At 66.0% G+C, this 20,943-nt stretch carries 24 protein-coding genes, 1 tRNA gene and 1 other RNA gene; 12 read left to right on the top strand and 14 right to left on the bottom strand.

Annotated features, from left to right (window positions below; all coding sequences use genetic code 11):
• The first annotated feature begins 31 nt into the window (after positions 1 to 31).
• Positions 32 to 1,057 (top strand): UDP-glucose 4-epimerase GalE, encoded by a 1,026-nt coding sequence (gene galE / locus KBY97_RS12605; protein ID WP_255147431.1) that lies wholly within the window; start codon positions 32 to 34, stop codon positions 1,055 to 1,057.
• Between the two features lie 22 nt (positions 1,058 to 1,079).
• Here the strand turns inward: galE and KBY97_RS12600 are convergent, their stop codons facing one another.
• On the bottom strand, positions 1,080 to 2,579 hold the full coding sequence (locus KBY97_RS12600; RefSeq protein ID WP_255147430.1) for a mannose-1-phosphate guanylyltransferase/mannose-6-phosphate isomerase: 1,500 nt from the start codon (positions 2,577 to 2,579) through the stop codon (positions 1,080 to 1,082).
• A 39-nt stretch (positions 2,580 to 2,618) separates the two neighbouring features.
• Positions 2,619 to 3,203 (bottom strand): ribosome maturation factor RimM, encoded by a 585-nt coding sequence (rimM, locus tag KBY97_RS12595; protein WP_255147428.1) that lies wholly within the window; start codon positions 3,201 to 3,203, stop codon positions 2,619 to 2,621.
• 52 nt (positions 3,204 to 3,255) lie between these two features.
• Here rimM and KBY97_RS12590 point away from each other — a divergent pair, with 52 nt between their 5' ends.
• Positions 3,256 to 3,441: an NAD(P)H dehydrogenase subunit NdhS gene (locus KBY97_RS12590; RefSeq protein ID WP_255147427.1), complete on the top strand. Its 186-nt coding sequence runs from the start codon at positions 3,256 to 3,258 to the stop codon at positions 3,439 to 3,441.
• Here the strand turns inward: KBY97_RS12590 and rnc are convergent.
• Together rnc and rnpB are read right to left on the bottom strand one after the other, a co-directional pair.
• The gene (gene rnc / locus KBY97_RS12585) at positions 3,419 to 4,186 is read right to left on the bottom strand and encodes a ribonuclease III (RefSeq protein WP_255147426.1); all 768 of its coding nucleotides are present in this window, start codon (positions 4,184 to 4,186) and stop codon (positions 3,419 to 3,421) included. The genes KBY97_RS12590 and rnc overlap by 23 nt on opposite strands.
• 7 nt (positions 4,187 to 4,193) lie before the next feature.
• Positions 4,194 to 4,606, bottom strand: an RNA gene (rnpB, locus tag KBY97_RS12580) — RNase P RNA component class A.
• A gap of 45 nt (positions 4,607 to 4,651) precedes the next feature.
• On the opposite strand from rnpB, the gene KBY97_RS12575 reads away from it, so the two are divergent.
• Positions 4,652 to 4,725, top strand: a tRNA-Arg gene (locus KBY97_RS12575).
• 148 nt (positions 4,726 to 4,873) lie between these two features.
• Here the strand turns inward: KBY97_RS12575 and KBY97_RS12570 are convergent.
• Positions 4,874 to 5,266 (bottom strand): type II toxin-antitoxin system VapC family toxin, encoded by a 393-nt coding sequence (locus tag KBY97_RS12570; protein ID WP_255147425.1) that lies wholly within the window; start codon positions 5,264 to 5,266, stop codon positions 4,874 to 4,876.
• Positions 5,263 to 5,484 carry a type II toxin-antitoxin system Phd/YefM family antitoxin gene (locus tag KBY97_RS12565; RefSeq protein WP_255147424.1) on the bottom strand — a complete coding sequence of 74 codons (222 nt, stop codon included), beginning with the start codon at positions 5,482 to 5,484 and terminating at the stop codon, positions 5,263 to 5,265. Before KBY97_RS12565 ends, KBY97_RS12570 begins: the two co-directional genes overlap by 4 nt.
• A 48-nt stretch (positions 5,485 to 5,532) precedes the next feature.
• On the opposite strand from KBY97_RS12565, the gene KBY97_RS12560 reads away from it, so the two are divergent.
• Both KBY97_RS12560 and KBY97_RS12555 read left to right on the top strand, forming a co-directional pair.
• Entirely contained in the window at positions 5,533 to 5,940 is a 408-nt protein-coding gene (locus tag KBY97_RS12560) for a hypothetical protein (protein ID WP_255147423.1), read from the top strand.
• A gap of 116 nt (positions 5,941 to 6,056) precedes the next feature.
• Positions 6,057 to 6,842 carry an alpha/beta hydrolase gene (locus tag KBY97_RS12555; protein WP_255147422.1) on the top strand — a complete coding sequence of 262 codons (786 nt, stop codon included), beginning with the start codon at positions 6,057 to 6,059 and terminating at the stop codon, positions 6,840 to 6,842.
• Between the two features lie 76 nt (positions 6,843 to 6,918).
• Here the strand turns inward: KBY97_RS12555 and KBY97_RS12550 are convergent, their stop codons facing one another.
• Complete coding sequence (locus KBY97_RS12550) at positions 6,919 to 7,260, bottom strand: hypothetical protein (RefSeq protein ID WP_255147421.1); 342 nt, start codon at positions 7,258 to 7,260, stop codon at positions 6,919 to 6,921.
• 635 nt (positions 7,261 to 7,895) lie between these two features.
• On the opposite strand from KBY97_RS12550, the gene KBY97_RS12545 reads away from it, so the two are divergent.
• Entirely contained in the window at positions 7,896 to 8,585 is a 690-nt protein-coding gene (locus tag KBY97_RS12545) for an HD domain-containing protein (protein WP_255147419.1), read from the top strand.
• Positions 8,575 to 9,243, top strand: a complete 669-nt coding sequence (locus KBY97_RS12540) for an alpha/beta family hydrolase (protein WP_255147418.1) — start codon at positions 8,575 to 8,577, stop codon at positions 9,241 to 9,243. The genes KBY97_RS12545 and KBY97_RS12540 overlap by 11 nt, the downstream gene beginning before the upstream one ends.
• Before the next feature lie 26 nt (positions 9,244 to 9,269).
• Here the strand turns inward: KBY97_RS12540 and KBY97_RS12535 are convergent, their stop codons facing one another.
• Complete coding sequence (locus KBY97_RS12535) at positions 9,270 to 9,590, bottom strand: hypothetical protein (RefSeq protein WP_255147416.1); 321 nt, start codon at positions 9,588 to 9,590, stop codon at positions 9,270 to 9,272.
• 764 nt (positions 9,591 to 10,354) lie between these two features.
• Positions 10,355 to 10,888 carry a DUF4236 domain-containing protein gene (locus KBY97_RS12530; protein WP_255147415.1) on the bottom strand — a complete coding sequence of 178 codons (534 nt, stop codon included), beginning with the start codon at positions 10,886 to 10,888 and terminating at the stop codon, positions 10,355 to 10,357.
• A 240-nt stretch (positions 10,889 to 11,128) separates the two neighbouring features.
• Here KBY97_RS12530 and KBY97_RS12525 point away from each other — a divergent pair, with 240 nt between their 5' ends.
• The 4 genes from KBY97_RS12525 (at position 11,129) to KBY97_RS12510 (ending at position 16,163) form a co-directional block, all read left to right on the top strand.
• The gene (locus KBY97_RS12525; protein WP_255147414.1) at positions 11,129 to 11,560 is read left to right on the top strand and encodes a hypothetical protein; all 432 of its coding nucleotides are present in this window, start codon (positions 11,129 to 11,131) and stop codon (positions 11,558 to 11,560) included.
• A 5-nt stretch (positions 11,561 to 11,565) separates the two neighbouring features.
• A complete protein-coding gene (locus tag KBY97_RS12520) occupies positions 11,566 to 11,868 on the top strand; it encodes a hypothetical protein (RefSeq protein ID WP_255147413.1) in 303 nt (100 codons plus the stop codon).
• Between the two features lie 207 nt (positions 11,869 to 12,075).
• Complete coding sequence (gene drmD / locus KBY97_RS12515; RefSeq protein ID WP_255147411.1) at positions 12,076 to 15,360, top strand: DISARM system SNF2-like helicase DrmD; 3,285 nt, start codon at positions 12,076 to 12,078, stop codon at positions 15,358 to 15,360.
• A complete protein-coding gene (locus KBY97_RS12510; protein WP_255147410.1) occupies positions 15,357 to 16,163 on the top strand; it encodes a nucleotidyltransferase domain-containing protein in 807 nt (268 codons plus the stop codon). Before drmD ends, KBY97_RS12510 begins: the two co-directional genes overlap by 4 nt.
• Here the strand turns inward: KBY97_RS12510 and KBY97_RS12505 are convergent.
• The 3 genes from KBY97_RS12505 to KBY97_RS14770 all read right to left on the bottom strand — a co-directional run bounded on the left by KBY97_RS12505 (position 16,148) and on the right by KBY97_RS14770 (position 18,184).
• The gene (locus KBY97_RS12505) at positions 16,148 to 16,549 is read right to left on the bottom strand and encodes a type II toxin-antitoxin system VapC family toxin (protein ID WP_255147409.1); all 402 of its coding nucleotides are present in this window, start codon (positions 16,547 to 16,549) and stop codon (positions 16,148 to 16,150) included. The two genes, KBY97_RS12510 and KBY97_RS12505, sit on opposite strands and share 16 nt — an antisense overlap.
• Positions 16,546 to 16,791, bottom strand: a complete 246-nt coding sequence (locus KBY97_RS12500) for a FitA-like ribbon-helix-helix domain-containing protein (RefSeq protein ID WP_255147407.1) — start codon at positions 16,789 to 16,791, stop codon at positions 16,546 to 16,548. The genes KBY97_RS12505 and KBY97_RS12500 overlap by 4 nt, the downstream gene beginning before the upstream one ends.
• A 1,282-nt stretch (positions 16,792 to 18,073) precedes the next feature.
• Positions 18,074 to 18,184 carry a Fic/DOC family N-terminal domain-containing protein gene (locus KBY97_RS14770; protein ID WP_255147489.1) on the bottom strand — a complete coding sequence of 37 codons (111 nt, stop codon included), beginning with the start codon at positions 18,182 to 18,184 and terminating at the stop codon, positions 18,074 to 18,076.
• Positions 18,185 to 18,580: 396 nt separating this feature from the next.
• On the opposite strand from KBY97_RS14770, the gene KBY97_RS12490 reads away from it, so the two are divergent.
• Positions 18,581 to 19,027 (top strand): arsenate reductase ArsC, encoded by a 447-nt coding sequence (locus KBY97_RS12490; protein ID WP_255147406.1) that lies wholly within the window; start codon positions 18,581 to 18,583, stop codon positions 19,025 to 19,027.
• Between the two features lie 177 nt (positions 19,028 to 19,204).
• Here KBY97_RS12490 and KBY97_RS12485 read toward each other — a convergent pair whose 3' ends face one another.
• Together KBY97_RS12485 and KBY97_RS12480 are read right to left on the bottom strand one after the other, a co-directional pair.
• Positions 19,205 to 19,594 (bottom strand): VOC family protein, encoded by a 390-nt coding sequence (locus KBY97_RS12485; RefSeq protein WP_255147405.1) that lies wholly within the window; start codon positions 19,592 to 19,594, stop codon positions 19,205 to 19,207.
• Between the two features lie 147 nt (positions 19,595 to 19,741).
• Entirely contained in the window at positions 19,742 to 20,785 is a 1,044-nt protein-coding gene (locus tag KBY97_RS12480; RefSeq protein ID WP_255147404.1) for a type IIL restriction-modification enzyme MmeI, read from the bottom strand.
• Positions 20,786 to 20,943 lie beyond the last annotated feature (158 nt).

The raw sequence follows: 20,943 nt of genomic DNA, 5'->3' as shown, positions 1-20,943 counted from the left end.
GTAGGGTCAAAAAGCACACCCAGCCTTTGCAATGGCCGCGCTTCTGATCACCGGTGGGGCGGGCTTCATCGGCAGTCACCTGTGCGTGCTGCTGCTGCAGCTGGGCCATCGGCTGGTGGTGCTCGACGACTTCTCCAACAGCTCCCCGGAAGCGCTGCGCCGGGTTGAGGAGCTGGCGGGGGCGCCGCTGCGGCTGATCGAAGGCGACATCCGTGATCCGGCGGCGCTGGAGCAGGCCTTTGCCGGCGACGCACCGATCGATGCCGTGATTCATCTGGCGGGCTGCAAGGCGGTGGGGGAGTCGGTGGCCGACCCCCTGCGCTACTGGGATGTGAACGTGGGCGGCAGCGTGCGGCTGCTGGCGGCCATGCGCCAGGCCGGTTGCCGCACGATCGTGTTCAGCAGCAGCGCCACGCTCTACGGCTTCACCGCCGTGGTGCCGATCCCCGAATCCGCGCCGGTGGCGCCGGTGAACCCCTACGGCGAGACCAAGGCGGCGGTGGAGCGGCTGCTGGCGGATGTGGCGGCCAGCGAACCCGGTTGGCGGGTGGCGCTGCTGCGCTACTTCAACCCCTGCGGTGCCCATCCCAGCGGCCGCATCGGCGAAGACCCCGGCGGCCTGCCCAACAACCTCTTTCCCTTCGTGAGCCAGGTGGCGATCGGCCGGCGGCCCTTCCTGCGCGTGTTCGGTGGTGACTGGCCGACGGCGGATGGCACCGGCGTGCGCGATTACATCCATGTGATGGACCTCGCCGACGGCCATCGCGCCGCCCTGGAGGTGCTGCTGGCGGAAGCTCCCCAGCGGTTGACCCTCAACCTCGGCAGCGGCGCAGGCCATTCAGTGCTGGAGGTGGTGCGCGCCTATGAGCGGGCCAGCGGCCGGCCGATCGCCTATCGGATCGAAGACCGCCGCCCGGGGGACGTGGCGGTGTCGGTGGCGGATCCCGCCCTGGCGGCCGAGCGGCTGGGCTGGCGCACCGAGCGCGGCCTCGACGCCATCTGCCGCGACGGCTGGGCGTGGCAATCTGCCAATCCGGCGGGGTATGGCCCCTTTTGAGCGTCAGCTAGCCAGTTGAGCGTCAGCTGGCCGGCTGGGTGACGCCGCGGTGGGGGGCGTCGATGCGGCCGTAGACGTCATCGAAGCGCACGATGTCGTCTTCGCCGAGATAGGGGCCGCTCTGCACCTCGATCATCTCCACGGCGATCTTGCCGGGGTTTGACAGCCGGTGCTTCGAGCCGAGCGGGATGTACGTGCTCTGGTTCTCGCCCACCATCTCCTGGAGGCCGTCTTTCTCCACCACGGCGGTGCCTTTCACCACCACCCAGTGCTCGGCCCGGTGGTGGTGCATCTGCAGGGAGAGTGAGGCGCCCGGTTTCACCAGCAGCTTCTTCACCTGCCAGCGCTCCCCCTCCACCACGCCGTCGTAGTGGCCCCAGGGGCGGTAGATGCGCCGGTGGGCCTTGCCTTCTGAGGCGCCGGCCGCTTCCAGTTGGTTCACGATCGTCTTGACCTCCTGCGCCCGGTCGCGATGGGCGACCAGCACCGCATCGTCGGTTTCGACCACCACCAGATTTTCAATGCCGAGCCCCACCACCAGCCGGTGCTCGCTGCGCAGATAGCAGTTGCGCGATCCCTCGCTGATCACCCGGCCGCGCAGCACATTGCCCGAGGCATCCCGCTCGCCGGTGTCCCACAGGGCGCTCCAGCTGCCCACATCGCTCCAGCCCGCTTCCAGCGGCAGCACCGAACCGAGCACCGTACGCTCCATCACGGCCACGTCGATGGCCAGGCTGGGGCAGCTGGCAAAGGATTCCTGCTCCAGGCGCAGGAAATCCAGATCGGCGGAATCCTGTTCAAGCGCGGCGCGGCAGGCGCTCACCAGCTCGGGCGTGAGCCGCTCCAGCTCGGCCAGGATGGTGCTGGCCTTGAACAGGAACATGCCGCTGTTCCAGGTGAAGCGGCCTGAGGCGAGGAAGTGCTCGGCAGTGGCCCGGTCGGGTTTCTCCACGAAGCGGGCAATCGGCACCGGCTCCTGCGGGCCGGCGGCGGCGCCATTGGCGCCGGCGCTGAAGGGCAGGGCCGCTTCGATGTAGCCGTAGCCGGTTTCCGGCGCGGTGGGCACGATGCCGAAGGTCACCAGGCGGCCGGCGCAAGCGGCCGGGCGGCCCGCCGTGATCGCCGTCCGGAAGGCGGCGGCATCGCGGATCACGTGATCGGCGGCCAGCACCAGCAGCAGCGGATCCTCACCGCGGGCGGTGGCCTGCAGGGCGGCTACGGCGATCGCCGGGGCGGTGTTGCGCCCCACCGGCTCCAGCAGGATCGCGCCGGGGTCCACGCCGATCTGGCGCATCTGCTCGGCCACGATGAAGCGGTGGTCTTCGTTGCAGACGAGCAGCGGCGGGGCGAGCTGCGGCAGGCCCTCCAGCCGTTGCTGGGTCTGCTGCAGCAGGGTGGCGTCATCGTTGCCGGCCAGCGCCCAGTATTGCTTCGGGTAGGAGGCGCGCGAGAGCGGCCAGAGGCGGGTGCCGGTTCCTCCGCAGAGAATCACCGGCATGAGGGCCGTGGCTGCAGGGCTCATGGTCGGCAGTCCACGTGTGCAGGCAGTTTATGGAGGGGCTCAGGCATCGAGCAAACCCGGCGGCGGCGTGATTTCCAGCCATCCTTCGCTGATCTCCACGCGCGGCACGATCGGAGTCACAAAGGGGATCAGCACCCGCCGTCCCTCGCTCAACCGCACCTCCAGCAGGTCGTTGCCGGCATGGATCAGGTCGACGACGGTGCCGATCGGCGTGCCGGCGGGCGCCAGTCGCACCTCCAGCCCCTGCAGATCGAACAGGTGAAACTCCCCTTCGGCCAGGGGCGGGCGGTCACTGGCTTCCACCAGCAGGTCGCGATCAACAATCGCCTCCGCCGCTGAGCGGTTGGCGATCCCCTCCAGCCGCACCACGAACAGCTCCCGCCCCGGCAGCTGGCGGCCGCTGAGCAGGCGCACGGGCTGGGGGGGCTCTTGCTGCCGCCGCAGCCAGCGGGGGCCCGGGCGGGTGAAGCGCTCCGGGAAATCGGTGCGGGGAAGCACGCGCAGCTCCCCTTCCAGGCCCTGGGCGGCCACGATCCGCCCCACCACCAGCCAGGGATCGGCCGCCGGGGCCTCCTTGGGCGGGTGGTCTGCCCCATCACGGCGCGGTGGTGCCCCTTTTGCCATCCCCGCTTGCCTGCATCAGCCTCGATAATGGCGCCACCCCTCACGACCACCGATGGCTGTCAGCACGCTGCCGATCCTGCCCGGGTCCACCGTGGTGGTTCGCGACCCACGCTCGATCTACAACGGCTACCGCGGCTTCGTGCAGCGCCTCAGCGGCAAGCAGGTGGCGGTGCTGTTCGAGGGCGGCAACTGGGACAAGCTGGTGACCCTGCCCCTCAGCAGCCTGGAGCAGGCCTGAGTTCCACGGCGCCCTGCTCCAGCGCCTTGAGCGCCGCGCTGGCCGCCTGTTGCTCCGCCTCGCGGCGCGAACGGCCCCAGCCTTCGCCCAGCGGATCCGCCGTTGCGCTGGTGGCCACGGCGACGGTGCTGTGGAAGCGGCGGGGATCGCCATGCAGCTGGCTGCATTCCTCACCGCGGTAGACGGGCAGCCCCAGCCCCCGCGCCTGGGTCCATTCCTGCAGGGCCTGCTTCCAGTTGTGGCGGTGCGGATCGGCCAGCAGCGCCGCGATGCTCTCCGACCAGTGGGGGGAGAGCCAGCCATGCACCGGCTCCAGCGTGCCCCAGGCTTCATAGAGCGCGCCGATCAGGGCTTCACAGGCTTCGGCGCGGATCGTGGGCCGCGCGGCGGCATCCCCGGCCGCCATGGCGCCGAGCCGCACCACCGCATCGATGCCGCAGCGTTCGCCCAGTTCCGCCAGCCAGCGGTCGCTGACGATCTGGGCCCGCAGCTCAGCGCGCGCGCCCACGCTCAGCTGCGGGTGAAGGCGTTGCAGGTGCTCGGAGGCGGCCAGCCGCAGCACCGCATCGCCGAGAAACTCCAGGCGCTCATGGTTGCGCGCCAGGCCGGCGGAGGTGTGGGTGAGGGCCTCATCGATCGGGGCCAGCCCCGATGGGCCCGTGGGCTCCTCCAGCCCCAGGTTGGCCAGGAAGGCCAGCAGCTGGCGCTGGCGGCGGGGGCTCAGCGCAGGGCCTGGGGGCGTCATCGTGAAGGGGTGAAAGCAGGACGTAAGCCGGGTTCTGTTCCGTTCCGCCGAAGCGGACCGGGGCGATCATCTATCTGGGACCGTTGTTACCAACGGCCTCGAGCGGCACACATGAAGCGGGACGGGTGTCATGGCCAACCCTTGTCCCTCGGCCTTGCTCCCGGCCGGGGTTTACCGAGCCAGCACCTCTCGATGCTGCTGGTGCGCTCTTACCGCACCTTTGCACCCTTGCCTGTGCCCGGCGGGCGAACCCCCTGGGCCATCGGCGGTGTGTTTCTGTGGCACTCTCCTCACGGTCACCCGCACTGGGCGTTACCCAGCAAGCCTGGCCATTCGGGAGCCCGGACTTTCCTCAACCGGGCCCGGCACCTGGCCCGAAAGCCAGACGCTGCCCCGATTGCGACCACCTCGCCTGCTTTCGTGGTCCATCATGCCCGCGGGGGCGGCGCTCATAATGGGCCGCAGGGGGCTGTAGCTCAGCCGGATAGAGCGACGGTTTCCTAAACCGTAGGTCGTGGGTTCGAGTCCCGCCAGCCCCGTGCATTTGAACGCAGTCGCTGCAGGAGCCCTGGCCGGTGGAGTGATTCGCTCCCGGTGACCGCGCATCTCAGTTGAGCGGTTGACCGATGTCGCAGAGACGGCCGGGTTGTTCAGCAAACTTCTCAGGCAGCGCCCCTGACGGGCGCGTCATCCCACCACGTTCACGGTGGTGCCGTAGCGCCGCAACTGGCGGTCCACACTCAGCAGCAGCATCGGCTCGGTTCTGCTCTGGCACACCAGCAGCCGGTCAAACGGATCGCGATGGTCTCCATCGGCCTCCAGCTCTGCCACCGCCAGCAGATGGGTGTTGCTGACCTGCAGCCAGCGGAAGCCCTGCAGCGGCACCTGGCGCTCCAGCTCCGGCAGATCCACCTGCAGCCGGCCGATCGACACCTTGATCGCCATCTCCCACAGCGAGGCCTGGCTCACGAAGACCTCCGCCTCCGGCGCCTGGACCCGCTCCACCACCGGCTCCGGCAGCCGCGGGTCGCCATTCAGCCACCACAGCACCAGGTGGGTGTCGAGCAGGAGCCGCGTCACCGCAGCGCCTCGAACAGCCCATCCAGCGGCGCCTCAAAGTCGTCACCCAGCTGGATCTGACCGCGCATCGCCCCGGGCGCTGCCACCGGCTGGGCCGGAGCCTGCCAGGCCACCAGCCGCGCAATCGGTACCCCCGAGCGGGCGATCACCACGTCCTGCCCCTGTTCCACCTCCTGCAGCAACTGGGAGAGGTGGGTTTTGGCCTGGTGGATGTTCACCAGCTCCATTGCTGAACGTTTCGAACTAAGTCTTAGTTTAGTCTGTTTATGGCGTCGCCCCGCACCCTGCTCGATGTCCTGATCCAGAACCTGCCCGAGCTGCTGCGCCGCATCGAGCCCGAGCAGATGGGCCCGGCCGGGGGCGGGCAAGACCTCTCCCGCTGGTCTTCCCGCCACGCCGCCTGCGAAGACCAGGTGCTCGTTCTGACCGTGCGGGATCTCAAGATGCACCGCTGGGAGTGGCTCGGTCGGGTTCAGGCCGTTGAAGTGGTGGAGGTCACCTCCCGCCGAAGCCCATCCTTCCGCCGATCAGCGAGGAGGCCTCCTCACCGCCGTGGCAGTTGGCAGCAACAGAAGAACCCAGGGCACATGGTGGGGCATGAGCTGATCACATGCCGCCCGACCTTCGCGCAGGGCGCGGCGGCTTGCACGATGCAGCCCGCTTGGGCTGTCTGAGCCTGAAGATGATCGGCGATCTATCGGTGCTGCCGTCCATCCTGAGCTGCTGAAGCACGCTGGAGAAAGCACCGATGATTGTGGGTCCATGACTCTGGCTCCATGACTCTGGGTCGATGACAGTGACTCGATGGCTGGGCTGGGCCGGCTGGCTGGCGCTGGGCTATGGCGGTGTCTGCCTGCTGGTGTTCCTCACCCAGCGTTCGTTGATCTATCTCCCCCAGCCCGCCGCCGATCCATCCGGCCAGCTGCTGCTGCAGGTGGAGGGCAAGCGCGTGCTGGTGGCCCATCGCCCCCATGCGGGGCCCCGCGCGCTGATCTACTTCGGGGGCAACGCCGAGGACGTGTCCCTCACCCGCGCTGAGCTGGCCGCCCTGCTGCCCGACACAGCCCTCTACCTGCTCCATTACCGCGGCTACGGCGGCAGCGAGGGCAGACCCAGCGAAGCGGCCCTGCGCGCCGACGCCCAGGCGCTCCATGCCCACGTGGCCGAGCGCCACAGCGCGATCACGGCGGTGGGCCGCAGCCTGGGCACCGGCCCGGCGGTGCATCTGGCTGCCACCCGCCCGGTGCAGCGGCTGGTGCTGTTGGTGCCGTTCGACAGCCTGCTGGCGGTGGCGCGCGCCGCCATGCCCTGGCTGCCGGTGGATCTGCTGCTGCTCGATCGCTGGGAGGCGGCCGCTGAGGCGCCCCTGGTGCGGGCCCCCACCACGATCGTGGCGGCTGCCGTCGATCGGGTGGTGCCCACGCGCCACGCCGTCGCCCTGCACCGCGCCTTCCAGCCCGGCGTGGCAGAGCTGGTGCTGGTGAACGACCTCGACCACAACACGCCGATCCTCAGCTCAGCGGCCTTCCGCGCTGCCCTGCAGGGCCAGGACCGTGGCCGCCCCAACAGCCGCTAGCAGGCGCTGCTGGTGCCGGTGGGTGGGGTTGGGGACGAAGACGGAGCCGGAGACCTACGGCGCTCTTGCTTCCAGATCAGCGGAAGGGCTCGCAGGACACCAGGAAGCCGCTGACGTGGTCGGACCACTGGGCCAGCGCCAGCAGCTCACGGGGCTGGCGGGCAAAGCCCTTCTGGGAGAGGGCGGTGAGCTCAGCCAGGTTGTCGTGGGTGACCAGGGGCTTGCTGCGCTTGGCGGCTTCGCAGGCGTCGACAAACTCCTGCCCCTGTTCGGCCAGGCACTGGGCGTAGGCCGCCTCGAAGGGCACCCCCTGCTCCTGCAGCCGCACGAAGGCATCGAGCTCAGGCGGGAGGTGCTCCAGCCATTGGGAAAGGTTGCGCACCGGCCCGATCGTGACGGCGCCGTTGTGGAGGTGCATCAGCAGCACGGTGGCCTCCAGGGTCCAGCTGGACTGGGCAAGCAGCTCGCCGGCGGCAAGCTCAAAGACCCGCGGTGGTCCTCGACCAGGGCCTGGTGGATCTGGGAGAGGTCAGCCATGGCTCTGGGTGACACGACAAAGCCCGGTGACGAGGCCACCGGGCTCGGCAGGAGTTTGGTTGATCAGGCGGAGCCGCTGACGCAACACCGCTCCCAATTAGGTCCAGATTACGGCTTCGGATTGGGGCTTTTCTGCCCCTGTGGTCGCTGCTGATGCCGTCATGACGACGAACGGAAGGCTGGCCCGATCAGGAGAGAATGAACCTCCAGGCGCTGGCCGGGGGGTGTTCTCGACCCCGGAGGCACCCGATGACGTTCAGGTACTACGCCAAGGAAGATCCCTGGCAAGAAGATGACGCAGGCCAGGACGGCCGACCGGTCATCCTGGCTCGCATAGGCGATGGCCCTGACACAGAAGCGATCTGCAATTTCGTCCGCAGCAGCCTTCAGTGGCGGCGAGATCCAGGAGCCCCTCCCGGAAGCGGAGATGGACCTGCTCCGTGAGGCCGATAAGGCCTGCAAAGCGCGAGAAGCGGTGGCCACAACCAAACCATGAACCCATAGAAGATCAAGCCGATGACAAACCACCCACCCACCCACAGCGAGCGCTACGACGAGGCCCTGCTCTGGACCGCCCAGCTGCACCGCTTTCAGACCCGCAAGGGCAAGCCGGTGCCCTACCTCTCCCACCTGATGGCCGTGAGCGGTCTGGTCTGGGAAGACGGCGGCAGTGAGAACGAAGCGATCGCTGGCCTGCTGCACGACTCCATCGAGGATGCCGGCCAGAGCCACGATTCGATTGCTGAGCGCTTTGGCGACGAGGTGGCCGCGATCGTGCGCGACTGCACCGACACAACTGGCCCGGTGGCGCCGGGTGTGGCCAAGGAGCCCTGGTTGCTGCGCAAGACCCGCTATGTGGCTGCTCTGGAGCACAAGGGCGAAGGCTCCCTGCGGGTGACGGCAGCCGACAAGGCCCACAACGCCCGCGACATGGTGCTTGATGCCCGGCGCAACCCCCGCAGCTGGGAGCGCTTCAACGCAGGGCTCGACGGCACTGCCTGGTATCTGCAGCGCATCCACCAGACCCTCAGCCAGCGGTTGCCGGGCAGCCGCTCCAACGCGCTGTTGGGGGAGTCGGTGCAGGAGATTCTCGCCAGCGAGGCCTACAGGTGCCTGGTGCCCCATGGGATTGCCCCGACGGTGTGGGCGACGGGCTACGTGGAGCGCCCGGAGACGCACCGGAGCAGATCCGCCCATGACGGCTGAGGCTCCCAGCTCCGCGCCGCGCCTGATCGACGGCCCCGATGCCGCGCCCGCCACCGTGCTGCTGGCCCATGGCGCCGGTGCCCCGATGGACAGCCCCTTCATGGCGGCTATCGCCAGCGGGCTGGCGCACCAGGGCTGGCGGGTGGTGCGCTTCGAGTTTGGCTACATGGCCCGGATGCGCGAAACAGGCCGTCGCCAGGGACCCGACCGGATGCCGGTGCTGCAGGAGGCCTTCCGCCAGCAGGTGCGGCTGGAGCACACGGAGCAGCCCGGCCGGCCGCTGTTCATCGGCGGCAAGTCGATGGGCGGGCGGGTGGCCAGCCTGCTGGTGGATGAGCTGGCCGCCAGCGATGGCGTGCGCGGCTGCCTCTGCCTGGGCTACCCCTTCCACCCGCCCGGCAAGCCGCTGCAACTGCGCACCGAGCACCTGGCCGCCTTGCGCACGCCCACGCTGATCCTGCAGGGGGAGCGCGACACGTTCGGGAAGCGGGAGGAGGTGGACACCTACGCCCTTTCGCCCCAGGTGCAGCTGCATTGGCTCCCCAGCGGCGACCACAGCTTCAAGCCCACCCGCAGCTCGGGCCTGAGCGAGGCGGAGAACTGGGCCGCGGCGGTGGGGTGGAGCGATCGGTTTCTGCGGGAGCAGCTCGGCCAGTGAGCGCTGGTCTCCATGTTGCCGGCGGGTTACCTGGATCGCTCCTGAAGCCTGTGCATCACTCCCCACACGTCCATCGCCGCCTCGTGGAGGTCGTGATCGGTGATGGAGTCCTTGAAGTTGGGATAGTCGATCGCATTTGCCCTGGCGGCCAGAGCCTCAGCCACCTGCTGCCGCGCGACCCAGGCCCGAAAGGCGTAGTCGCTGATGACGACCTGGAACACCTCGGCCTCAGGAAACACGCGCTCGATGTCGCTGGCCCGCCGCGCACGCACCAGCAGCCGCTCCCCCGTGGGGTCAGCTTTGTCGGCGACGACAGAGAGAAAAGCGTCGTTGAGAAAGATCCACATAGCGTTCAGTGGTTCGGTATTGGGGAGGTGGAGTCCATCAAGCTGACTCTGGTGCAGCCGGTGGCGGTTGGCGAGGTCAGCCCCAGCCCAGGGTCGTGATCGACCCTCCAGGTCAGGCTGGAGAAGTCCACCGTGTTCCGCCGCAACGAGGCCGATCTGGAGCTGGTCACCGGGGCCGGAAGTGGAGCCTTGATGAAGACGGCGAGCCATTCCGACTGGTGTCGGAGGCCGAACGCATCCGGCTGGCTACCTGTTTGATCCCTACATGGCGGTGAGCAGCAGCGCGATCAATCCGCTGCCCCATCAGACCGGTGCGGTCTACGAATGCATACTGCCGCGCCAGGAGTATCTGCAGGCGATGAGGTCACCAGGCCCCACGCAGTTGTGAGGGTTGTTGCATCAACCTTATGGCCCTGATTACACGACAAAGCCCGGTGACGAAGCCACCGGGCTCTGAAGGAGTTTGGTTGATAGGGCGGAGCGGCTGACGCTGGCACCTAGGGCCAGGTGACTAGTGGGACTTCCTGTTGGGTCCGGGGCACCTGAGGCGAGGCCTTTCGCGGTGCAGTGGACGGCGGTGGAGCACACACACAGCGGTGTCACGCGCCAGGGAAATCAGAGATCCGTCGAGAGTGTTGGAGCAGGGACCGGATCGTCAGCGCACTCCTGGCCTCTGCTCGGGTGGGGTGTCATCCATGGTCTGGAGCCTCCCGGTGAGTGATGAGATCACAATCGGCCGGCCAGGCGGTGGGGGCAATAGGGCTTTATGCCTGATGTAGCCAGCCCCGGAGGTTCACCAACCGGGCCGCTTCCTGGACTGCTTCCACGCAGCGATGGGCCCGGCGTTTCACATCGTCCTGGCTCTGCGCGCGCATGACGTAGGCCTCCATCGCTTCCGGCGTTTCAATCACGGCCAGCAGGCCCTGGGTGCGGCTGCCGATTGAGGGATCGGCCAGAAGCCGGGTGATCAGGTTCAACTCCCAGAGCCACTGAGCTTGGGAGCCAGGCGCGATCAACTGCTCTTGCAACACGCCCAGGCAGCCCTGCTTGAAGACCTCCAGCTGGCCTGGCCGGAGGCGGCGGCTGTTGGGCAGCCCCTTTGCAGCACTGCTGTGCTCGACACTCCAGCTCAACCCCGTGCCGGGCAGCCCCACGGTGGTGCGGGGTGCACCGGAGCGGGCCACGGGGATGTTGAACGACGCCCCACGGCCGCCGAGCGAAATCGAGCTGAGGCCGCTCTTGCCAAAATTGAACCTCAAGGGGCCCAGGCGGGCCGAGCGGCGGAAGCGAAAGGGCATGGGGCCGCACCGGCCTTGGGGCCTAGGAGTATGCAGATCTTGCCTGTTTTTGCAGGTGCCGCACTATTTCTTCCAGGGGAGGCTCCCCATTCGCTCAAGGCCGGGGCAAAGTGCTCGTTAGTGGTCTGCTTGGCGTGCGCGTTACCAGCACCTGCCTACTGCCTGCTTGGTTCTTCGCATGAAAGAAGTGCTCTTGCCAGGGAAAGCGCTTGATAGTGGTTGGCAGGCCTGGATGACCCGATGATTCGTCTGGAAGACCTCAAACCTGACGCTCTGGTGAAGGGCTTGCTGGGCAAAGAATCCGTGCGGCTGATCAGCGTTCAGCGGATGGGCGATATGGCCTGCCAGGTGTTGTTCCGCTGCCAGGACGGAAGCACCGGCGACAGGATCGTCTTTCGCAGCAACGAGGCCGATCTGGAGCTGGTCTCCGGGGGCGAAACCATGAAAGTCACCGTCGAGCTTCCCGAAGCCGAGATGGCCGAAATCCTGGACCTCACGGGCGAGCGCAAGAAGGGCGCCGCGGTCCGCAGGTTGATGAAGGAGGCGCTGAAGCAGCGACGTCGCGCCGAGATCACTCGGCGCTTTCTCAGCGGCGAATGGGGTGTGGAGCTGGAGAGTTTTGAGGCCGACCAGGATCGCGAGCACCAGCGGGTCCAGGAGACCGCTGCCTGACCCTGTTGCTCGACACCAGGTTGTGGATTGACGTCAGCCGAGCCCGCAGCCCGGCCCCGCTGAGGCAGTTCATCGCGCCTTTCCTGCTGGACCCAAAGGCCCACCTGGCGGAGCCGGTGCTGTTTGAGGTGCTCCGTTCCTCCCGGCCCGAGGAGGCTTGGTTGCTGGAGGCCCAGTTCGCCAACCTGCCCTATCTGCCCACGCCAAAGGATCTGTGGCAACGGGCGATCGCGCTGGCCCTGGCCTGCCTGATCCACATGCGCATGTGGTCGCAGGCCGGCGTCGCGGTAGCGGCTGATGGCGGATGAGAATTCAGGGCTGGGGATCGGAGCGGAGTACGAGAAGGCGATGAGGCTGCATAGGCAGCAGGCCTAAACAATGCACAGGCTGCATAGTTTTGGCATTGACGGGTGAGGCCGGGAGAAGCCTGCCTGCGCCTGGGCTGTGCTGGCGTCACACTGGGGGAATCGTCCCCTGCCATCTATGCCAGCCCAGCTGCGTCAGGCGGTGCCGCAATGAGCCAGGTTCCGCCTGCTCCTGCCCTCAGCAAGGGTTGCGTGGTCCACTGCCGCAGCCACCACCACTTGGTTGAGGAGGTCTGGGCGCCAGAAGAGAAAGGCCTCGACACCGTGGTTCGCCTGGCCTGCCTGGATGACGACGCCAACGGGCAGATCACCGAGGTGTTCTGGGAGCGTGAGGTGGATGCCCGGATCCTGGGCCAAAGCACCTGGGAGACGATCGGGCAGCGCGGCTTCGATGACCCGCAGGTGTTCTCCAGCTACCTGCACACGCTGCAGTGGAACTGCGTCACGGCCACCGACCCGGGCCTGTTCCAGTCCCCGCTGCGGGCGGGGATCGATGTGAAGCCTTACCAGCTGGAGCCGCTGCGCAAAGCCCTGCGGATGCCGCGGGTGGCTCTATTCATCGCCGACGACGTGGGCCTGGGCAAGACGATCGAAGCCGGGCTGATCATGCGCGAGCTGCTGCTGCGCCAGAAGGTGCAGCGGGTGGTGGTGGTGGCACCGCCGTCGGTGGTGCTGCAGTGGCAGGGTGAAATGGAGAGCCGCTTCGGTTTGCCGTTTGCGGTGATGAACCGCGAGTACGTCTCGCGGATGCGGCGCGAGCGGGGCTGGGGCATCAACCCCTGGGCCACCCACACCCGCTTCATCCTCAGCCAGGCGCTGGTGCGCAATGAGGACTACGCCGGCGCCCTGCGCGATTGGCTTGGGGATGGCGAGAAGGCCCTGCTGATCCTCGATGAAGCCCACAACGCCGCTCCTTCCAGTGGCTCCAGGATTGCCGTCGACTCCAAGCTCACCCGGGCCATCCGCGGCTTGGCCGGCTGCTTCGAGCACAAGCTGTTCCTCTCGGCCACGCCCCACAACGGCCACAGCAACAGCTTCTCGGCTCTGCTGGAAATCCTGGATCCCACCCGCTTCTGCCGCGGGGTGCCAGTGCGCAACAAGGCCGACCTGGAGCCCGTGCTGGTGCGGCGCCTCAAGGAAGACCTGCGCCGGATCGGCGAGGAGCTGCCCAAGCGTGAGGTGGTGCCCGTGGTGCTTGAGGGATTGGATCCCTCCACACCCGAGCTGGAGCTGGCCCGCCTGCTCAAGGCCTACCGCACCCTGCGGGAAGAGCGGCTCAAGGGAGCGAGCAGCAAACAGCGCGCCGCCGAACTGTTGGTGGTCACCAACCTGCAGAAACGGCTGCTCAGCTCGATCGAGGCCTTTCACCGCACGTTGGGCGTGCATTGCGACACGCTGCGGCGGCGCGATGCCGGCGAGCGCCTGCGCACGGCCCGAGACCCCCAGCAGCTGAAGCTGCTGCAGCAGGGCATCGACGGCGACGACGAGCGCGCCGACGCCGATGAAGACAGCGTCGAGCGGGAAGCTGAGCAGGAGCATCGGCTGGCGCTAGCTACCACCGAACTGGGCGCAGGGCCCCAGGAATGGGAGCTGCTCAAGGACATGCAGCGCATCAGCGAGCGCGCCCGCTACGAGCCTGATGCCCGCATCACCTACCTACGCCGCTGGATTCAGCAGCACCTCTGCCCTGATCTGGGGCAGGAGGGCGCCGAGTGGAACGGCGAGCGGCTGTTGATCTTCACCGAGTACGCCGACACCAAGCGCTGGCTGCAGGAGCGGATCGAATCGTTGATCGCCGGCAGCGACCGGGAACGGGAACGCATCGCCACCTTCCATGGCGGCATCGGCGATGAAAAGCGGGAAGCGCTCAAGCGCAGCTTCAACAGCCCGCCCGATCAGGATCCACTCCGCATCCTGATCGCCACCGATGCTGCGCGGGAGGGGGTGAACCTGCAGAACCACTGCCGCTACCTGTTCCACTTCGACGTGCCCTGGAACCCGGGGCGGATGGAGCAGCGCAACGGCCGCATCGACCGCACCCTGCAGCGCGCCCCAGAGGTGTTCTGCCACTACTTCGTGCTGGCCGACCGCGAGGAAGACCGGGTACTGGATGTGTTGGTCAAGAAAACCGAGGAGATCCGCAAAACCCTCGGTTCCCTGCCGCCGGTGGTGGTGGGACGGCTGAATGAGCTGTTGGCCAAGGGAATCAATCCCACCGCCATCAACGAGGTGATGGCGCAGATCCAGGGGGTGGATCAGGAGGAGGGCTACAAACGCCGTCAGGCCCTGGTCAACCTGGAGCTGGAGGACAACAGCCGCGAGCGAGAAGACGAGCTCCGCCAGCAGGTGGCACGGCTGGAGAAGGCCCTGCAGAAGTCGGAAGACTGGCTCCACTTCAGCAGTGATCTCTTCCGCGATGCGCTCAACACCAGCCTGCGGGTGAGCGCCCAGGGGAGCGGGCTGGGGAATCGATCGGTGCCTCAACTGATAGCCCGGGATCCTGCGGTGGCAGAGACCGATCCCGAGCGGGCCGAATGGATCTTCCCGGCGGCCGATGAGCTGCCCGGAGGCGAGCAGAGCTGGGGGGACGTGCTGGATGCCCTGCGGCGCCCTCGCCGCCCCGGCGAGAAGCTCTGGGAGTGGCGGCGCAACACAGCGCCCCAGCCCGTGGTGTTCAAAGACCCCAAGGAGGTGAATGCCGACCGGGTGCATCTGCATCTGGAGCACCCCTTGGTGCAGCGACTGCTCAACCGCTTCCTGGTGCGGGGGTTCCAGGGAGAAGAGCTGAGCCGGGCCGCAGTGATCGCCACCCATGACGACACCGCCAAGCTGATCCTGCTGGCTCGGTTGTCGCTGTACGGCCACGGTGCCGCCCGCCTGCACGATGAGGTGCTGGAGCTGGTGGCCGAATGGGACCCGGCTGATCCAGCCCGGCGGCTGCGGGTGCTGAACGCCACCAAGACCGACATGGCCCTGGCCGACCTGGAAACCAGCCTGCGCGAACGCCTGCCGGCGGTGGATGAAGGCATCCAGCGCCAGCTGCGGGAACAGCTGCCGGCCGATGTGGCCCAACTCAAGGACCGCTTGGAAGCCATCGCCGCCGAACGGGCCGAGCGCGCCAAAGCCCAGCTGGGCAAGCGCGCTGAGGATGAGGCCAACGCCTTCGTGAAGGTGCTGCAGGAGCAGCGGGAGCGGATCCTCAAAACCCGCACCAAGCACGACAGTGAGTTCGAACAGCTGGCCCTTGGTTTTGCCGACCACGAGCTGCGCCAGCTGCGCGACAACCGCTCCTACTGGGATAAACGGCTGACGCGGATCGAGCGGGATCTGGAGCTGGAGCCGGCTGCGATCCGGCGCACGTTCGAGGTGGCCACAGCCCCGAGGATTGAGCCCGCCGGGGCGATTGTGCTCTGGCCGCTGCAGGTGGCGCCATGACGAACGCCATCGCCACCCTCGCCCCCCTCGTGACCCGCGAAGCGCTGAACGCTTTCACCCAGCGGCTGGTGGAGCACTTTGCCCCTGAACAGATCATCTTGTTCGGCTCCCAGGCCCGTGGCGATGCCCGCTGGGATTCCGATGCCGACCTGCTGGTGGTGATGCCGTTTGAGAACAAGCCGCGGGAGAAAGTGGAGGCCCTGCTTGCAGCCGGCGCCGCCGATTTTCCGCTGGATCTGCATCTGCGGCGACCCGAGGAAATCGCACCCCGCTATTGCTGGGGTGATCCCTATCTCCGCGAGGCATTGGATCACGGTGAGCTGCTGCATGGGGAGCTGGAGCGCAGCACGCTCGAACGTCCCGGCGCTGCCATCCCAATGCGCAATCCGGTGGTGGATGAATGGATCGCACGCGCCGAACGGCACTGGCGCATGGCAACGCTTCTACCTGATCTACCGCGCGGCTATCTGAGCGGCCTGTTCCTGATCCAGCGCTGCTTGGAAACCTATCTGCGCGCCGTTCTGATTGCCCAGGACATCCCCTCACGCAAGTGCCGTGATTTGCTGGAACTCAGCAACCGGATAGCAGGGTCAATCCCTGGCTGGCACCCCGACCCCGCCACGCTGAACACCCTCACCCAAGCTGCCGTGGCCTATCTCGATCCTGGCGAGGGCGATCCTGAGCCCAATCGGGACACACCCTGGGCGCTGTCGGAGGCGGGGCCACTGCGCGACTGTTTGCGCCATTGGTTCGACAGTCTGGAATCGCACATGCAGGCAGCTGTTCTTCAGGAGGTGGCCTGATGAAGCGATTGCGCCACATCGGGAAACGCCGTCAGGATGGCGTGATCTTCTGTGATCAGCGGCACGCTCAAATGCTGGGCGACAGCGACGAATTCACAGTCGTAGGCACTGCAGCGACTGCTGCTCACAAGTTTCAGGACATGCTCAGTGCTGACCTTTTCTTCATGGGCCGAGAGGATCTCCTCAGCCTCCTGCATCAGCACCAGGGCCTTGGGGAAAGGCAAGAGATCACGCCGCAGGTAACCCGTGAGGACATTGCGAAACTCGCTGCGCCAAAGCGGTGGGGCCGCCCATTGGCGGTGATGCCGCCGGAGGACCTCAGCCTGCTCCGTTCTGGGTCCACCCAACAGCAGGTAGGCCAGCACGTTGGTGTCAACGACGATCAAGGCCGACCCTCGCGCTTGAACGCATCAATCTCGTCAGGATCAAAGCTGCGGGGCCCGAGGCTTTCGCGCAACCCCCTGATTCTCGCCAGCTCCTCTTCAACGGAGGGAACGTCGGCTCCAAGACCTGACTCCAGGCAGACGATCGCCTCCTGGTTGAGGCTGCGGCGGTGCCGCTTGGCCGCAGCACTAAGCCGGGCATGGAGCTCCTCCGGCAGGTTCTTGAGGGTGAGGGTCTTGGCCATGGCAACCAGGCAGGCAACATCGCTGCAGCCAGTATGGATCCATTTCGGTTGCGCAGCCATGGAGGGTCGCACCTGATGCCACCGCGTGCCCCTGGGGTTCACACCCACGAGGAGTGGAAGGGCATGGCCCAGCCGGTGGGCCTGGTGGTGGAGCCTGTGGTGCTCAATCGGCTGGGGGTTTTCCCGGAGAGTGCCACCACCGTGCTGGCCGACTGGCAGCAACGGCTGGAGCAACTGCTGGAAGACCAGCCCGTGGGCGAGCAGTGGCTGAGCGTGGCCCCCAGTTTTGAGCTGTTCTGTGAGGAAGTGCTGGCCTGGCAGTCCGGCGACCTCCGCACGCCCGAGGAGCTGCCGGCACCGGTGGCCGTGCACCTCGACGACTACGACGAGGTGCTCCGCCCCGATTGGGTCGTCCCCGAACCCAGCCAAGGGGATGGACCGCTCAAGGCCCAGCTGCTGGTCCAGGAGTTGCCCGTAGGCACCCCATTCGATGCTCTCCCCAAGGGAGCCGATGGCCGCCGCTGTTGGGAGGCCACACCGCAGCAGCGCTTGGAGCGGCTGCTGAAAGAAAGCGAGCACCCGATCGGCCTGCTCTGGAACGGAGTGGCCCTGCGGCTGGTGTACGCCCCGCGCGGCGAATCCAGCGGCCACCTCAGCTTTCCGCTGGAGCCGATGACCACGGTCGACGGGCGACCGATGTTGGCGGCGCTGCAGATGCTGCTGGGCCCCGATCGCCTGTTTGAAGGCGGCGCCAGCAACACGCGCCTGCGGCCACTGATGGAGCAGAGCCGCAAGGAACAGAACGAGGTGAGCTCCCGCCTGGCCGAGCAGGTGCTGGAGGCGCTGTGGATCCTGCTGCGTGGGTTTGATGCTGCAGGCCTGAAGGTGGACGACCCCAGCCACATCTACGGCGGCTTGATCACCGTGCTGCTGCGGCTGGTGTTCCTGCTCTACGCCGAAGACGAAGAACTGATGCCCACCGATTCGCGCTACGACCAGCACTACAGCGTGGGCGGCCTGGCGCAGCGGCTGCGGCAAGACCGAGCTGACTACCAGAACGCCATGGAAGGCCGGCGGGGAGCCTGGGCCTCGCTGCTGAGTTTGTTCCGCCTCGTCTACGACGGTGGCGGCTCCAGCGAGGCCTATCTGCCGGCCCGGCATGGCGATCTGTTTGATCCCGACGCCTACCCCTTCCTGGAAGGCCGCAAGGCAAAAACGGCTTACACCGATGGGCCGTTGGTCTCCGTGCCGTCCATCAGCGACGACGTGGTGGAGCGGGTGCTCACCAAGCTGCTAGGGACGACTGGGTGCCCTCGATCTGGGAGGACAGCAGGGCTTCACGCCGCACGTAGGCGTAGAGAAAGAGTTCCCGGTCGGGCAGCAGGGCTGACACGCCATCCAGGCGCCCGCAAGCCAGCAGCGCCCGCTCGTGCAGTCCCTGCAGGCCGCCATCGAGCAGAACGGGCGGCTCTGGCGGCAACGGGGCCGGCACGAAGGCGCGAACGGACTCCCCAGCGGTGCTGGTGATCTCGTAGCGGCCCGTGTCGACGCGCTGCAAGGGGCTTCCTCCGCGAACCTTGAACAAGCCTGCAGCTTATTCAAGAATCAGGGGCTTTCCTTGAATAAGCGCGCGTGGGGCGTTGCCTGTGCAGGACGGGCAGACGCCAGGCGCGGCCATCCGATTCCGCCCGCTGTCGGTAGTTCCAGAGCGGTTCACCCGCTCTTGAGCGGTACACCACGGCCCGACGACGGGTGCCGCCCCTGACCAATCCAATCCAGCAGCAACCTCATGACGAAGAGAACCAGACAGCGGGTGCTGGTGGTGTGCACCGGCAATTCGGCGCGCAGCATCATGGCCGAAGCCCTGTTTCAGGCCCTCGGTCAGGGGGCCGTTGAGGTCGTCAGCGCCGGCAGCGCCCCCACCGGGCGGGTCCACCCGCTGGCGCTGGAGCAGATCAGCCGCCTGCCGGTGGATCCCAGCCAATACGCCAGCAAGAGCCTGGCGGCGGTGCTGGAGGCCTCCGCCGACCCGTTCGATCTGGTGATCACCGTGTGCGATCACGCGGCCCGTCACTGCGACCCGCTGCCAGCCGACACCACGCGGCTGCATTGGGGGCTGCCCGACCCTGCAGCGCACACAGAGATGGAAGAGGCCAGAACGGCCTTCTCCACCTGCTTCGACGTGCTGGCCCAGCGGATCGGCGACCTGTTGGGCAGCGATCTGCAGCGGGCCTGAAGAGAGCGTGGCCCGGCCGCCAAGGTGATGCAGATCGCCAACGAATGCGCGGTGCGCCCCCCCCCCTTACTCCTTGTCCTTCGGTGGCCTGCTTGGTCACCATCGAAGGTGTTGTGTCTTGAACCGGCACCGCTGCTGAAGCCAACCTAAAGGAGCTGATCGGGGTGGTGACGGGGCTCACTTCTCCTGCTCGCTCCATGGCGAGCACACATCGATGAGGCAACCGGCTGGGTCAAGCACCAGGAACCGGCGTTGGCCGTAGAACTCGTTTCGCGGTTCCTGGATAATTTTTGCACCCATCTCCTGTGCCTTCTTGTAGACCTCATCCACATCCGGAACAACGAAGGTCACATACATCCCTGTCGGAGCGGTCTGGTAGGCCTTGGGGACGAGGTCATGCGTCCGCTTGATGATGCCGAACTCAAGCTCCAAGGGCCCCGGGGCTCCCAGCTGCACGTACCAATCACTGTCGTACTTCACCACAAAGCCCAGCAGCTGAACGTAGAAGTCACGGCAAGCGGCGAGATCGTCGGCGCAGATGTTCGTAAGGATTCGGCTGAAGGACATGGCGGTAGAGTGAGGTCTGATTGTGATGCCTAACGCTCCAGATCAGAAGCGGGCAGGATCTGGTTGAAAATACAACCTTTGCCCCCATCTTCTGCATCTGGATGTTAGGTGCTCCAGGGTAATTACATGGGGCCACATTCGAGCAAATCATTGTAGATATTTCTGATAGAGCTGAAGCAGAAAACTCATTCTGGCGGCCTCAGATTGAAACTTGAGATTGCCATATGCTTTGTCTACAACTTGATCTAGGGCCTGATGTGCTTTGCTGAGAACGGGTGGCATCGTGAGGGGATCATAGAGCTGGGCAAGGTTTGAATCCGGAAAGGCAACGCGGGCATCAAGGACGGCTTGAGCGGCTGCTTCCACAGCCTGTTGCTGCCTGTCGCTGGGATGTAGCGGCCAGGGAAAGTTATTATAGACGATACCGACAGAATAGCGATAGTCGCTCTTGAGACGTCCGCAGACAGTGCGCATCCAAGCGTTGTGCATCAGCGAGGAGAGAATGCCGAATTGGTATAGAGTTGCATCTGGAAGAATCTTGACCAGATTGCTGCACATCGTGGGCGGTTGTTCAAATCCTATAGGCAAATAGTGTCGCCGTTCTGAGGAAGCTTCAGGAATGACCAGAAAGGAGCCCGTAGGAAAGTTTTCTACATGAAAGCGCGTTGGAGTGGCTGCCAGCTTCTGGGTCGGTGTACTTTTGCTTGCTAACCGTGATTGCTGCACTGCCTTAACTCTTTTCATTGCTTCGGGCATGGCCTGCAGTTGAGCTGGTGAGCAGTCGCCTAGCCATAGGCACCATCGCTCATACCCGTTGAGAAACTCATGAGCACCGATCCAGCGATGGAAATAAGGCGTGGCCAAGGGCTCCAATTGAAGAAATAAATCCCGTTCTTCGGGAGTGAAGAGATAATGACCGCCGTCTATTGGTTTGTTGCCAATCGCAATGTGCGCCACTGCGCAGAGGGGTTTGCTGCGATTAACCAATGTGAGGTTTGGCCCGTCCACAAGATACGGATTAATCGTCTTAGCCTGGCTTCGCAATGGCTCGCCCTTAATGTCGTCGTAGGAAAATAGCCATTTAGGCGTTATGTCTTCTGCACCAAATCCCACAATTACACAATGAACAGCGGCCTTGCCTCGCGCTTCATTGCTCCAGCAGAACGTTCGATGGGCAAAGAAGATGTGCATTCCCTGTTGCAACATCCAGCTCCAGAGCACTCTGAGGTGGGTGCCTTTTACTGGACAGATTCGGCCCCTGACATCGTTAACCCAGGACGGGAGGAACAGTGTTTGGTCTCAGTGTAGACCTCTTGGGGAGTTTTGCCTCCCAGTGCGCTGTGTGGTCT

Source organism: Synechococcus sp. ATX 2A4, from assembly GCF_024346375.1.
In the GTDB taxonomy this organism is placed as follows: Bacteria; Cyanobacteriota; Cyanobacteriia; order PCC-6307; family Cyanobiaceae; genus MW101C3.
The sequence above is the reverse complement of the archived record's forward strand: the minus strand, read 5'-3'. Positions and strand labels throughout refer to the sequence as shown.

Coding starts and splice junctions, on each gene's coding strand:
- galE (WP_255147431.1), top strand. CDS start 32: ATGGCCGCGCTTCTGATCACCGGTGGGGCGGGCTTCATCGGCAGTCAC.
- KBY97_RS12600 (WP_255147430.1), bottom strand. CDS start 2,579: ATGAGCCCTGCAGCCACGGCCCTCATGCCGGTGATTCTCTGCGGAGGA.
- rimM (WP_255147428.1), bottom strand. CDS start 3,203: ATGGCAAAAGGGGCACCACCGCGCCGTGATGGGGCAGACCACCCGCCC.
- KBY97_RS12590 (WP_255147427.1), top strand. CDS start 3,256: ATGGCTGTCAGCACGCTGCCGATCCTGCCCGGGTCCACCGTGGTGGTT.
- rnc (WP_255147426.1), bottom strand. CDS start 4,186: ATGACGCCCCCAGGCCCTGCGCTGAGCCCCCGCCGCCAGCGCCAGCTG.
- KBY97_RS12560 (WP_255147423.1), top strand. CDS start 5,533: ATGGCGTCGCCCCGCACCCTGCTCGATGTCCTGATCCAGAACCTGCCC.
- KBY97_RS12555 (WP_255147422.1), top strand. CDS start 6,057: ATGACAGTGACTCGATGGCTGGGCTGGGCCGGCTGGCTGGCGCTGGGC.
- KBY97_RS12550 (WP_255147421.1), bottom strand. CDS start 7,260: ATGCACCTCCACAACGGCGCCGTCACGATCGGGCCGGTGCGCAACCTT.
- KBY97_RS12545 (WP_255147419.1), top strand. CDS start 7,896: ATGACAAACCACCCACCCACCCACAGCGAGCGCTACGACGAGGCCCTG.
- KBY97_RS12540 (WP_255147418.1), top strand. CDS start 8,575: ATGACGGCTGAGGCTCCCAGCTCCGCGCCGCGCCTGATCGACGGCCCC.
- KBY97_RS12535 (WP_255147416.1), bottom strand. CDS start 9,590: ATGTGGATCTTTCTCAACGACGCTTTTCTCTCTGTCGTCGCCGACAAA.
- KBY97_RS12530 (WP_255147415.1), bottom strand. CDS start 10,888: ATGCCCTTTCGCTTCCGCCGCTCGGCCCGCCTGGGCCCCTTGAGGTTC.
- KBY97_RS12525 (WP_255147414.1), top strand. CDS start 11,129: ATGATTCGTCTGGAAGACCTCAAACCTGACGCTCTGGTGAAGGGCTTG.
- drmD (WP_255147411.1), top strand. CDS start 12,076: ATGAGCCAGGTTCCGCCTGCTCCTGCCCTCAGCAAGGGTTGCGTGGTC.
- KBY97_RS12510 (WP_255147410.1), top strand. CDS start 15,357: ATGACGAACGCCATCGCCACCCTCGCCCCCCTCGTGACCCGCGAAGCG.
- KBY97_RS12500 (WP_255147407.1), bottom strand. CDS start 16,791: ATGGCCAAGACCCTCACCCTCAAGAACCTGCCGGAGGAGCTCCATGCC.
- KBY97_RS12490 (WP_255147406.1), top strand. CDS start 18,581: ATGACGAAGAGAACCAGACAGCGGGTGCTGGTGGTGTGCACCGGCAAT.
- KBY97_RS12485 (WP_255147405.1), bottom strand. CDS start 19,594: ATGTCCTTCAGCCGAATCCTTACGAACATCTGCGCCGACGATCTCGCC.
- KBY97_RS12480 (WP_255147404.1), bottom strand. CDS start 20,785: ATGCACATCTTCTTTGCCCATCGAACGTTCTGCTGGAGCAATGAAGCG.